Source organism: Nocardia vinacea (assembly GCF_035920345.1).
GTDB lineage: Bacteria > Actinomycetota > Actinomycetes > Mycobacteriales > Mycobacteriaceae > Nocardia > Nocardia vinacea_A.
The window spans coordinates 7,993,436-8,005,879 of sequence record NZ_CP109149.1; the positions used below are offsets into that span (position 1 = coordinate 7,993,436).

General features: G+C 65.6%; 9 protein-coding genes. 8 read left to right on the forward strand and 1 reads right to left on the reverse strand.

Annotated features, from left to right (window positions below):
• Positions 1-52: 52 nt before the first annotated feature.
• From OIE68_RS36205 to OIE68_RS36230, 6 genes are all read left to right on the forward strand, one after another.
• On the forward strand, positions 53-4,663 hold the full coding sequence (locus OIE68_RS36205) for a non-ribosomal peptide synthetase (RefSeq protein WP_327095422.1): 4,611 nt from the start codon (positions 53-55) through the stop codon (positions 4,661-4,663).
• Positions 4,660-5,616, forward strand: coding sequence for an ATP-binding cassette domain-containing protein (locus tag OIE68_RS36210; RefSeq protein ID WP_327095423.1), 957 nt, complete (start codon positions 4,660-4,662; stop codon positions 5,614-5,616). The genes OIE68_RS36205 and OIE68_RS36210 overlap by 4 nt, the downstream gene beginning before the upstream one ends.
• A complete protein-coding gene (locus OIE68_RS36215) occupies positions 5,613-6,377 on the forward strand; it encodes an ABC transporter permease (RefSeq protein ID WP_327095424.1) in 765 nt (254 codons plus the stop codon). The genes OIE68_RS36210 and OIE68_RS36215 overlap by 4 nt, the downstream gene beginning before the upstream one ends.
• Complete coding sequence (locus OIE68_RS36220) at positions 6,374-7,138, forward strand: ABC transporter permease (RefSeq protein WP_327095425.1); 765 nt, start codon at positions 6,374-6,376, stop codon at positions 7,136-7,138. The genes OIE68_RS36215 and OIE68_RS36220 overlap by 4 nt, the downstream gene beginning before the upstream one ends.
• Positions 7,139-7,223: 85 nt before the next feature.
• Positions 7,224-8,993: an MFS transporter gene (locus tag OIE68_RS36225; RefSeq protein ID WP_327095426.1), complete on the forward strand. Its 1,770-nt coding sequence runs from the start codon at positions 7,224-7,226 to the stop codon at positions 8,991-8,993.
• A 44-nt stretch (positions 8,994-9,037) separates the two neighbouring features.
• A complete protein-coding gene (locus tag OIE68_RS36230; RefSeq protein ID WP_327095427.1) occupies positions 9,038-10,063 on the forward strand; it encodes a DUF6545 domain-containing protein in 1,026 nt (341 codons plus the stop codon).
• A 2-nt stretch (positions 10,064-10,065) separates the two neighbouring features.
• On the opposite strand, the gene OIE68_RS36235 is transcribed toward OIE68_RS36230, so the two are convergent.
• The gene (locus OIE68_RS36235) at positions 10,066-11,049 is read right to left on the reverse strand and encodes an ABC transporter substrate-binding protein (protein WP_327095428.1); all 984 of its coding nucleotides are present in this window, start codon (positions 11,047-11,049) and stop codon (positions 10,066-10,068) included.
• 272 nt (positions 11,050-11,321) lie between these two features.
• Between OIE68_RS36235 and OIE68_RS36240 the strand changes: the two genes are divergently transcribed.
• The gene (locus OIE68_RS36240; protein WP_327095429.1) at positions 11,322-11,654 is read left to right on the forward strand and encodes a hypothetical protein; all 333 of its coding nucleotides are present in this window, start codon (positions 11,322-11,324) and stop codon (positions 11,652-11,654) included.
• 168 nt (positions 11,655-11,822) lie between these two features.
• Positions 11,823-12,404 (forward strand): Uma2 family endonuclease, encoded by a 582-nt coding sequence (locus OIE68_RS36245; RefSeq protein WP_327095430.1) that lies wholly within the window; start codon positions 11,823-11,825, stop codon positions 12,402-12,404.
• Positions 12,405-12,444: the final 40 nt, after the last annotated feature.

A 12,444-nucleotide genomic window follows, 5' to 3' on the forward strand; every position in this document is an offset into this window, starting at 1 on the left:
CGGCGGGCCCGATGAGCGGCGATGCGATGACCGTGAGTCGAAAGGCGTTGCGATGACTGTGGACCGGAGCGTCCCGGCCGAAATCGAGGATGTGCTCGCGCTCAGCCCATTACAGGAGGGGCTGTTCTCGTTGGCGCGGCTGGCCGCCGACGGGGTCGATCTGTACACGATGCAGTTCGTCATCGATATCGGCGGTCCGATCGACGTGCCGATGCTGCGCCGCAGCGCCGAGGCGATTCTGCAGCGGCACGCCAATCTCCGGGCCGCGTTCTGGGATAAGGATCTACCCAAGCCGGTGCAGATCGTGCCGACCGGGGTGGATCTGCCCTGGTTCGAAATCTCCGCGCTACCAGCGGAATTCGATGCCATCGCCGAAACCGACCGGCAGCAGCGGTTCGATCTCTCGCGCGGTCCGGCCCTGCGGATTACGCTGGTCACGCTACCCGACGAGCGGCACAGGGGGATGGCAGCCGACGGAGCTCGCGGAGTCGGCGGGGTGGGTAAACACAGGGGGATGGCAGCCGACGGAGCTTGCGGAGTCGGCGGGGTGGGTAGGCGCAGGATGATCGTGACCGCGCATCACATCCTGATGGACGGCTGGGCGGTCGCGGTGTTCTTCCGCGAGCTGATCGCGGTGTACGAGGCCGGGGGACAGGCGGATTCGCTGCCACCGGCGCGGCCGTACCGCGATTACATCGGCTGGCTCGCCGCGCAGGACACCGCCGCCATCACCCGCAGCTGGACCGAATACCTCGCGCCGCTGAGCGGTCCGCTCATGCTGGCCGCCGGTACGGCAACCGAAGTCGGCACGGCGATTCCGCGCCGCAGCCGATTCAGCTTGGACAATGCCGAAACCGGGCGGCTGGTGCAATGGGCACGGGCGAACGGTCTGACCATGAGTACGGTCGTCCAATTCGCCTGGGCCGTCGTACTCGGGCGGCTCACCGATCGACGCGATGTCGTCTTCGGCACCACCATTTCCGGCCGTCCGGATGCGCTGCCCGGTGTCGAAACGATGATCGGGCTGTTCATCAATACGGTGCCCGCGCGTGTCCTTATCGACCGAACCAGAACCGTCGCCCAGCAATGTGCACAGCTGCAGCGTGAATCGGCGGCTATGCGGGATGCGGGATATGTGAGCCTGTCGACCATTCAGCGCGCGGCCGGGCACGGTGCGCTGTTCGACGTGCTATTCGTCTTCGAGAACGCGCCCATCGGCGCGGCCACCGATCCGATCGTCACCGCGAGCGGCACCCGGTTCCTGCCGGTGGCAATGGAAAGTCTGGTGCACTACCCGCTTTCGGTGGTGTCTCATCTGAACGACGGCACGCTCGTCGTGATGCTCGAGGCGATTGCCGAAGCGCTGCCGCACTTTCCGGTCGCCGATATCGGTGAGCGGATCCTGTCCGTGCTGCGTCAGCTGCCCGATCATGGCGATTCGAGCCCCGATGCACTGGATCTGCTGCTGGCCGATGAGAAAGTCGTCGTTGCCGAGAAGCATGTCTCCGCGAATGGCACAGCTTACGAGCTCTTCCTGAACCAGGTCGCCCGCACCCCGGATGCGATCGCATTGAGCACCGGTTCGGATCGCTACACCTACCGTGAATTGCGCGCAGCCGCAGGGCAACTGGCGAATGAGCTGATCAATAACGGTATCGGTCCGGAAACCGTTGTCGCTCTTGCGCTACCGCGATCGACCCGGTCTATCATCGCCATTCTCGCCGTACTGGAAGCAGGCGGAGCCTATGTGCCGGTGGACATCTCGGCACCTGCCGCACGCATCGAATCCATACTGCGCCAGGCGGATCCGAAACTCGTGCTGACGGTTGGGGAGTCCGCAAACCTGCTCGGCGAGACCACCCACCCGGTTCTGGTACTCGACGATCCCGCGGTCGCGGAGCGAATCGCAAACCACCCCATCCAGCCCTACCGTCCGGTCCCTCCACACGTCGCCGCCTACCTCATCTTCACCTCCGGCTCGACCGGCGAACCCAAGGGCGTCATCGGCACCCACGCCGCTCTGACCAGCTACTTCACCGACCACCGCGACCGCGTCTACCGCCCGGCGGTTGCCCGACTCGGCCGCCGATTGCGCATAGCGCACGCCTGGTCGCTGAGCTTCGACGCCTCCTGGCAGCCGATGATCGGCCTGTTCGACGGCCACGCCGTCCACCTGTTCGACGAGACCGAAATGCGCGATGCGCAGGGCCTTGTCGACGGCATCGTGCGGCACCAGATCGACATGATCGATACCTCGCCGTCCATGTTCACCCAGCTCTCGGCCGCCGGTCTGGTGGACGGTGAGCGACTGACCGTGCTCGCCCTCGGCGGCGAGGCCATCGGTGCACCCATGTGGGAGCAGCTGCGCGCGCTGCCGGGCACCGCGGTCTACAACTGTTACGGCCCCACCGAGACCACGGTCGAGGCGGTGGTCGCGACGGTGAATACCGGTCGCAACGAGCCGGGGAATGTCCAGCCCACCATCGGCGGACCGGTGGATCGCATGTCCGCCTATGTCTTCGATGCCATGCTGCGGCCGGTGCCGCGCGGTGTTGTCGGTGAGCTGTACTTGTCCGGCGCTCAGGTGGCACGCGGCTATATCGGTAAGGCCGCCATCACCGCGGATCGCTTTATCGCCGACCCCTTCCGATCCGGCGTTCGCATGTATCGCACAGGTGATTTGGTGCGGCAGTTGCCGAATGGCGATCTCGCCTATCTCGGCCGAGCCGACGACCAGGTCAAGATCCGTGGCTACCGAATCGAAATCGGCGATATCGAAACGGCTTTGCTGCAGCTGCCGCAGGTTCGTGCGGGCGCTGTGTTGGTTGTGCAGCGGCCGAGCGGCCCGAGTCTGGTCGCCTTCGCGGTCAGTGCTGATTCGGCCACCTTGCGTGCCCGTCTCGCGGAGCGCCTGCCTGCGTATATGGTTCCGGCGCGGGTCATTGCGCTGCCCGAGCTGCCGGTCACCCCCAACGGCAAGCTCGATGTCCGAGCTCTGAACGCGCTGGCGTTGGCGGCCCTACAGGGCTCCGCCCAGCGCACCCTGCCGAGCACCGATACCGAGCGGATCCTCTGCCGCGCGCTTGCCGAGGCGCTGGGCGGTACCACACCCGGCATCTATGAAGACTTCATCGAACTCGGCATGGACAGCATTGTCGCCATCTCCCTGGTGAACGCGGTGCGACGCGCGGGACTCTCGGTCAGCCCCGCCATGGTCATGACCAACCCCACCGTCCGCGATCTGGCGGCCGCCATCGATTCCCGTGCGGCACAACAGGAGAACAGCCCGGCTGAGATCGGCGAGGTACTCCCGACGCCGATCATGTCCTGGATGTACGAGTACGGCGGCTTCCGCAGGCTCGCACTCTCGACGCTGGTATCGCTGCCCGCCGAGGTGGATCGGGCACAGTTGGAAGCGGTGCTACAGGCACTACTCGACGGTCACGATATGCTGCGCGGCCAGCTGTCGACGACCGAAAACAGGTTCGAAACCAGAGCGCCGGGCAGCGTGCGCGCCGCCGATATCCTGCACGAGGTTCGGGTATCCGATGACTTCGGCACCGTACTCGAGGAACATGCGCGAGCGGCGATCGATCGCATCGATCCGAAGACCGGCACCATGATTCAGGCCGTCCGCTTCGTGGGCCCCGATGTGCTGCTGCTGTCGATCCACCACCTCGCGGTGGATCCCGTTTCCTGGCACATCGTCCTCGCGGATCTAGCGGCCGCATGGTCGCACGTCACGGAAGGGCAAACTGCCACTGTCGCACCAGAATTCACTGGGTACCGCGGCTGGGCGGAACTACTCGACAAGCGCCGCACCGCACCGGAAGTATCAGCTCAACGCGACTTCTGGACCGACCAACTGACCGGCCCCGATCCGGAACTCGGCCTGCGCCGTCCGGATCCGACCCGCGACACCTGGTCCTCCTACCGTCTCACGCCGTCGTTCATGCCGACCGACACCACCCGTCGGATCCTCGACGGCCTCGGTAGTGGCCTCGGCATGCACGAATTGCTGTTCACCGCACTGACAATCGCGCTCACCACCTGGCGAGCCGAACGCAACCAGGACGGCTCCACCGGCGCGCTGGTCGCCCTCGAGGGCCACGGCCGCGAAGACGTCACCGTCGGCAACGTCGACACCTCGCGGACGGTCGGCTGGTTCACCACCGTGTACCCACTGCGTGTCGGCACGGGCTCGACACTCGACATCACCGGCGCCGAATCCGATCCGGCCGAAGCCACAAGCCTGCTGAAAGCTGTTGCGGCACAGCTCGACAGCGTCCCGAACAAAGGCTTGGACTACGGCCTGCTCCGCTACGGCGACACCGAACCGCAGGCCGATCCGCAGGTAATGCTCGACTACCTCGGCCGCATGGACCTCACCGCAGGCGCATCGGGTCCATGGACCCCGATCACCGACCTCACCCTGCACCAACGGCTTCCGGTCGCCCCCGAACCGGATATGCCGCTGCGCTACGCACTCGACCTCGTCGTCGCGGTCTACCCCGGCGCCGACGGACCCCAGCTGGCCACCCTGTTCCGCTGGAGCGACGTGCTTTTCGACACGACCGAGATCGACCGTTTCGCCACCATCTGGCAGCGCTGCATCACCGCAGTCGCCGCCGCCATACCAAGCGCAACTCCGGGAGAACGATGAACGCGATCGAAAACGCCATCGTGGTCGAGGACGTCCGCAAGTCCTTCGGCGACGTCCACGCCGTGCGCGGCCTGACCTTCTCGGCGCCGGCCGGAAGTGTGCTGGGCGTCCTCGGCCCGAACGGCGCGGGCAAGACCACCATGGTCTCCATCCTGTCCACGCTGACCAAGCCCGATGCCGGCCGCGCCCTGGTCGCGGGATACGACGTCGTACGCGAGGCCGCGGACGTGCGGGCATCCATCATGCTCACCGGCCAGTATGCGGCGCTCGACGAGGTGCTGACCGGCCGGGAGAACCTCGTCCTGTTCGGCCGCCTGATGGGTCTGCGTCCGAAACAGGCCAAGGTCCGTGCCACCGAACTGCTCGAACAGTTCGATCTCACCGAGGCGGCCGATCGCCGCGTCGGCGGCTACTCCGGTGGTATGCGCAGACGCATCGATATCGCCTGCGGACTGGTGCGCCCACCCAAGGTCGTCTTCCTCGACGAACCCACCACCGGCCTGGATCCGGTGAGCAGACAGGGCGTTTGGTCGCTGGTGCGCTCGCTCGAGGAACAGGGCGTGACGATCCTGCTCACCACGCAGTACCTCGAGGAGGCGGATGCGTTGAGCGACAACATCATCGTCATCGACAAGGGCCGGGTCATCGCCGAGGGCACCGCGGACGAACTCAAGGCCCGCTCGGGTTCGAGCTACTGCGAGGTCGTTCCGGTCGACGCGGGTGACGTGCCCGCCGTGGTCACCGCGCTGGACGGACTCGGCACGGTCACCGTCGCCGAATCCAAGGACCGGGTGTCGCTGCCCGCTCCCGACGGTGCCGCCACGCTGGCCGAGGCGCTGCGCCGCATTACCGAGGCCGGTATCGAACTCATCGACATCGCCCTGCGCAGACCGTCCCTCGACGAGGTCTTCATCAAGCTCACCACCGACGAACCGGGGTTGGTGACCGCATGACCGAATCAGTCACAATTCCCGCCGGAATGCAGTGGACCGCGCTGAGCGGTCGCACCGTGCGCGCGGCGGTCCGCGAGGGTGATCTGCCCTTCGGTTTCGTCGCGCCGATGATCTTCTTCGTCTGTTTCTATGTCCCGCTGCGCAAGTCGATGGAGCAGACCGGTGCGGACTACGCCCAGTACCTGCTGCCGGTGATCGTCCTGCAGGGCATGTTCTTCACCGCCATGTCGGCGGCCGACCGCGCCGCCCGAGACACTTTCAGCGGCATGGGAACTCGCATGCGGTCCATGCCGGTCAAATCGTGGGTACCGCTGGCCGCCCGAATGTCCGCGAATCTGGTTCGCGCGCTGGCCGGACTCGCTGGAGCGGTGGTCATCGGCACGGCCTTCGGATTCCGATTCCACAGTGGGGCAGCGGCTCTCGTCTTCATCGCATTGTCCCTGGCCTTCGCCGTTGCACTGGTCATCGGTGCCGACACACTCGGCGTCGCCACGGGTAAGCCGGAAGTCGGCGCGTCCGCACTGCTGGCACCGCAACTGCTGCTCATCATGATGTCCACGGGTTTTGTTCCGGCCGAAGGCTTTCCGGGTTGGATCCAGCCCTTTGTTCGCAATCAGCCGGTATCCCAAGCCGCTGCTGCTCTGCGCGATCTCGCCAATGGCGAATACACCTCGGCCGTCGCCGTAGCGGTGGCCTGGATTCTCGGCCTGATCGTGGCCTTCACCGCGATCTCGGTCTGGGTGGAAAGGCGACGGCCGTGAAAACACTGATCGACCAGAGCTTCGTCGAAACGGGCCGACTGTTGCGACGCTGGCCGCGCGAACAGGAGGTGCTGACCTCGACCGTGATCCTGCCGGTACTGCTGCTGTTGATGTACCAACTGGTGCTCCACAAATTCCTCAGCGCATCCTCCGGCGTGGACGCCATCTACGGTTTCGTCCCGATGATCGCGGTCACCGGCGCTATGTACGGCGCCATGGGGACCGGCCTTTCGCTCTACGCGGAACGGGAAAGCGGTCTGCTGCGGCGCATTTGGGTGTTGCCGGTGCACCGCGCGGCCGGACTGATCGGCAGACTGCTCGCCGAATGCGGACGCACGCTGATCGCGACGATCATCGTGGTCGCCCTCGGCGTCGCGCTCGGATTGCGCTTCGAGCAGGGCTGGTTGGGTGTGCTCGGTGCGCTCGCCGTTCCAGTGCTGCTGATTCCCGGCTTCGCCACCATGGTGATCACCGTCGGCGTCAGCAAGGCGGGCGACAAAGTCGTGCAATTGTTCTCGGCACTCGTACTGCTCGGGATGTTCTTCAATTCCGGATTCGTGCCCGTGGAGAACTACCCGGGTTGGTTGCAGCCGGTGGTGCGCGTCCAGCCGATGAGCTGCGCCATCGAGGCAATGCGCGGCTGCACGATCGGCGGCCCCGTCGCCACTCCGCTGCTGCAGACCATCGGCTGGTCCGTTGGGCTCGCCCTGGTCTTCGGCGCTTTCGCGGTACGCGGCTACCGCAAGGCCGCGGAGGGCTGAGCGGTCCACTGAGTGGGGCCCCGGCTTGATAGTTACATCGGCTAACTATATAGTTTCCTGAGGTAACAATCAGCAAGGGGCTGCCGTGACGATTCCATCCGCCGATCTCGATCTGGGTGATGTCCAGACCATTCGCCGCCGCCTGCGCTATGACCGGGATCACCCGCACTACAAATGGATCGTCCTGACCAACACCACCATTGGTGTGCTGCTCAGCGCGGTCAATGCCTCGATAGTGCTGATCTCGCTGCCCGCGATCTTCCGAGGTATCGGACTGAATCCACTGGAAGCGGGCAATGTCGGCTATCTGCTGTGGATGTTGATGGGCTATCTGCTCGTCACCGCGGTGCTCGTGGTGATGTTCGGCCGGCTCGGCGATATCTTCGGCCGCGTCCGGATCTACAACCTCGGCTTCGCGGTCTTCGCGGTGACCTCGGTCGCGCTGTCCTTCGATCCGTTCCAGGGTGGTTCGGGCGCGATGTGGATCATCGTCTGGCGTGTGCTGCAGGGCATCGGCGGCGCCATGCTGACGGCCAATTCGACGGCCATCCTCACCGACGCCTTCCCGGCCAAACAGCGTGGTACCGCACTCGGCATCAATATGGTGGCCGCGGTCGCGGGCTCCTTCCTCGGACTGATCATCGGCGGCGTGCTCTCGGAATGGGATTGGCGCGCGGTGTTCTGGGTCAGCGTGCCGATCGCCGTGATCGGTTCGATCTGGTCCTATCGCTCGCTGCACGAGGTCGGCATGCGCACCAAGGGCAAGGTCGACTGGGCGGGCACCATCACCTTCGGCCTCGGCCTGACCGCACTGCTCACCGGCATCACCTACGGCATCCAGCCCCATGGCGGGCACCCCACCGGCTGGTCCAACCCCTGGGTGCTCGGCGCGGTACTCGGCGGCATCGCTTTGCTCGCGGCGTTCTGCGTGGTGGAGACCAAGGTCGCCGAGCCGATGTTCCATCTGTCGCTGTTCCGCAATCGCGCGTTCGGCCTCGGCAATTTCGCCAATCTGATGGTCTCGATCGGCCGCGGCGGCATGCAGTTCATGCTGATCATCTGGCTGCAGGGCATCTGGTTGCCGCTGCACGGCTACGACTACGAATCGACGCCGCTGTGGGCCGGTATCTATCTATTGCCGCTGACCGTGGGATTCCTTGCCGCCGGACCGGTTTCGGGTTGGCTGTCGGACCGCTACGGATCGCGCGGGTTCACCACCGGCGGCGCGACACTGGCCGGGCTCACCTTCCTGCTGCTGCTCGTCATCCCGGTCGACTTCAACTACTGGGTGTTCGCCACGATCGTGCTGCTCAACGGCATCGGTTGCGGACTGTTCTTCTCACCGAACACCGCCGCCATCATGTCGAGCGTGCCCGCGTCCCAGCGCGGTGCGGCCTCCGGCATGCGCGGCACCCTGTTCAACGGCGGCAATGCGCTGTCGATGGGAATCTTCTTCTCGCTCATGGTCGTCGGCCTCGCCGCGAGCCTGCCTTCGGCACTCGACAGTGGTCTGCGCACCCAGGGCGTATCCGCGGGCGCCGCGTCCCAACTCGCCGACCTGCCACCCGTCGCGAGCATGTTCGCCGCCTTCCTCGGTTACAACCCGATCCAGGAATTGCTCGGCCCCAGTGGCGAATTGGCCAAGCCGGGCGTCAACGCGGACACCCTCACCGGTCAGGAGTTCTTCCCGCATCTGCTCACCGGACCGTTCCACTCGGGTCTGATCGTGGTGTTCGTCTCGGCCGCCCTGATGATGTTCCTGGCCGCCGCGGCCTCGTACTTCGCGGGCGATAGGTACGTCGAGGAGGAACTGGCCGAACTCGCCGAGGCCGACGAACTCGTCGCCGCACGCTGAGTCACGGTTGGTGGGTGCCGCGCTCGGACTCTACTGTCGGGGCCATGAACTCGCTGCCGGTCGCGCCCGTGGTGGTGATCGTCGGATTCGTCGCGGCGATCACCATCGGCCGGTGGTTCCTGGTCGACGAGACCCTCAGCGACCGGCTCATCAATCGCGCACTGGCCTGGGATCTGGTCGGTCTGCTCGTCTTCATCTGCGTCGGTAGGCTCGGTCGGGCTCATCTCGCGCTCGACCTGTTCACGATCTTCGGTGCGCTGGCGGTGGCGAATGTCTTCGGATTCGCACGATTGCTCGATGGCGGGGACACGCGAACCGCGATGCGGCGGCAGCGCACCTACGACCGGATCGCCGTGGTGGCCGGCGGTGTTGTGCTGGTCGGCATAGTGGTGGCCCCGCAGCGAGATTGGGGGCTGACCGTCTGGTCACTTACCTCGGTGCCGACCGCATTGTCCGGCGTGCTGATGACGCGGGCCTGCGTCCGGGAGTTGCGCACCGGGGGGATCACGGCGAAGGAACGACTGACCTACGGCGCACTGCTGATGGTCGCCGGGTATGCGGCGAGCGCGACGGTGGTCTCGCTCGTGCGGATGGCCACCGGCACTCGACCCGATGAGCAGGGGCCGATCTGGGCGATCGGAATCCCGCTGTGGAATGCGGTGCTGGCTCGGGCGGAGTTGGATCGGGCCGGGCGCTGCTGTCGCCGACTGCGTCCGTTGTGGCGGGCGCTGACCGATGCCGTACCCGAGGTGGTGTTGGCTCGGCCGAGTAGTGGCTCCACGTCAGGGCTTTATCGGATGACGATCGAAATACGCGACGCCCTGGTGCAATTGCGGCCGTACGCACCGGATGCCGAGGCGCACACCGATATCCGCGAATACGCGCGGTGTATCGCGCAGGCCGTGCAGAACAAAGCTGCTGGTGGGTCGCCCGCGACGGCCTCCGGTCGCGCCACTCCGGTCGACCTACGCGACCGGACCGATGAACTCAGGTACCTGCTGGCCCTGGCCGCGGAATGGCCGAAGGCCCGCGCGCTGGTGCGTGCGGGCCTCGAATCTCCGGCGCGCTGAACCTATTTCGCCGCGTTGGCGAAGGCGGGCTCCAGCTTGTTCAACAGGTAGGGCACCGACAGCGCGGTCGGCTGGTTCACGGCGCTGATCTCCTGCACCGTGAGGAAGACCACCGAACCCTTCTGCACCGCGGGCAGCTCGGTGTATCCGGGGAGCTGCCGGTACTTGTCGTCCATACCGGGGGAGTAGCCCGCGAGCAGCAGATCGGCGGTGAGCTCGTCGACCCGCTCCGGGGACAGCGCCAGCCGGCCCTGATTCGACGGCTGATCGGTGAGGTTCTTCGGAATGCTCAGTCCGAGCTGGGTGAAGATCTTGCTGGACCCGTCGTTCGGATCGGTCAGCACCATCAGCTGGGCCGGGCTGGCCAACCAGGTGCTCGCGAAGGTCTTGCCCTTCAGGCCCGGATTGGCCTGGCCGATGGACTCCACCTTCTTGTCCACATCGGCGATCACTCGGGTCGCGTCGTCTTCTTTGTGCAGTACCTTGCCGAGCGTGGTCACCAGATCCTGCCAGGGCTGGATCGACGCGGAGGTGAGTGCGGGCAGCGTCGGGGCGACCTTGGACAGCTCGTCATAGGTCTTCTGGTCGGCCAGGAATCCGTCCACCAGAATCAGATCCGGCTCCAGCGCCGCGACCTGCTCGGCGATATTGCCGGTGGTATTCAAGGCCTTCGCCGATTCGAGCGACTTCGGCTCCCACGCCGGGGTGCTCTTGGATACCGAGGCGACATTGTCGACATAGCCGACCGGGGTCACGCCGAGCGCCAGCGTCGAATCCAGCCACTGATTCCCCAGCGTGACAATCTTTTTCGGGGTGCCCTGCACCGTTGTCGTGCCGCGGGCGTGGTTGATGGTGACGGGTGTGCCACCGCCGGACTCCGCGTCATCGCTCGACGACCCACAGGCGGCAATACCCAGGGTCAGTGCACCGGCCAGCACGGCAACCGCCGCCCGCCTCCAGCCACGAGACGTCCGTACAGACTCCATCGACACCCTCTCCTTCATCGAGGAATTCCCCGACTCGGCTCCCTTCGAGCCCGCAACAGCAAAGGTCAGCCTAACCTACATTGATCGCCGCACCATCCCGGCTTGCCGATTGCTGTCATGTCATCTGTTGTGAACCTATTGAACGTACCGCTATCTAGCGGTACGTTAAATGACGTCAATAATGATCCTCTCGTCCGGGAGGCATCGACGTCGAACCCGTGAGCACGCGGGTCTTCGCACGACTGACGCATACCGAATTGAGGTTAGTTCCGATGAATCAAAAGAGTTCCGCCGGACGCGTCCGCCCCATGGTCGCCCGTATCGCCATCACCTCCGTACTGGCCCTGGCCCCGATCGCGGCGGTCGCGGGCCCGGCGCTCGCCGATGCGACCGACACCCAGGGGCCGGCGATCGTGCAGGTGGATCAGGTCGAGGACATCCACGGCCGGCCCGGCCACCACGGCCACGGCGGCTGGGGTGGTGGCGGCTGGGGTGGTGGCGGTTGGGGTGGCCACCACAGTCGGCCCGGTTACCCGAGTTACCCCGGCTACGGGTTCGGCTTGCCCGGCTACTTCCCCCGCCCCTCCACCGGCAGCGCCTTCTGACCCGAGTCGCCTCGGCGGCGAAACTCGTTTCACAGAAGCGGTTCCCGTATGAATGAGCCCGGCACAGCTGCCGGGCTCATTTCACACCCATCCGACGACCGGCATAAGCAGGTCGATCAGCTGTCGCGGACATGGGCTCCCGATATGGTGAGTGGGTAGGCTTCGGTCATGACGATCGGGCCGCCCGGCCATCTGCCGCATGAGATGACCGAGGAGCAGTACCGTCTCCTGCCCGAGGACACGGCACGCGAGATCGAGGTCGTGCACGGGCATGTGATCGTCTGCGAGTCGCCGGTACCCGAGCACAATCGCGTGGCGCGGAGGCTGGCCGGTGCCATGGAGCAGCTGCCGAGTACCGAACCGTGTATTCGAGTCGAGACCGATATCGACGTAGTGCTCTGGCGAGTACCCAAATTCACGTTCCGGCGGCCGGATGTCACGGTCTATCGGTGCCTTCCGGAGCGGGGTGCGAAACCGGAGGCCGGTGATGCCCTGATCGTCATCGAGGTTTCCTCGCCATCCACCGCCGCCGAGGACCTGCTCGACAAGAAGGTGCAGTATGCCCGCGCAGGCATCCCGCTCTATCTTGTCGTCGCACTCGATACCAAGTACGACATCGAAGAGGTCCGTGAGTTCCGGCTCGACGCCCACGCTGCCGAATACCGCCTGCACCGGTTGCATCGCGACGGATTCGTGCAGCTCGAACACGTCGTGCTGGGCGAGATCAGCTTCGCCGACCTGGTCCGGTAACTAAGCAGCCCGGCGTGGGCCGGGCTGCTTCGGGCAGGTT

What these genes read in the sequence shown, in the direction of transcription:
- OIE68_RS36205 (WP_327095422.1), top strand. Translation starts at nt 53, where the DNA reads ATGACTGTGGACCGGAGCGTCCCGGCCGAAATCGAGGATGTGCTCGCG.
- OIE68_RS36210 (WP_327095423.1), top strand. Translation starts at nt 4,660, where the DNA reads ATGAACGCGATCGAAAACGCCATCGTGGTCGAGGACGTCCGCAAGTCC.
- OIE68_RS36215 (WP_327095424.1), top strand. Translation starts at nt 5,613, where the DNA reads ATGACCGAATCAGTCACAATTCCCGCCGGAATGCAGTGGACCGCGCTG.
- OIE68_RS36230 (WP_327095427.1), top strand. Translation starts at nt 9,038, where the DNA reads ATGAACTCGCTGCCGGTCGCGCCCGTGGTGGTGATCGTCGGATTCGTC.
- OIE68_RS36235 (WP_327095428.1), bottom strand. Translation starts at nt 11,049, where the DNA reads ATGGAGTCTGTACGGACGTCTCGTGGCTGGAGGCGGGCGGCGGTTGCC.
- OIE68_RS36240 (WP_327095429.1), top strand. Translation starts at nt 11,322, where the DNA reads ATGAATCAAAAGAGTTCCGCCGGACGCGTCCGCCCCATGGTCGCCCGT.
- OIE68_RS36245 (WP_327095430.1), top strand. Translation starts at nt 11,823, where the DNA reads ATGACGATCGGGCCGCCCGGCCATCTGCCGCATGAGATGACCGAGGAG.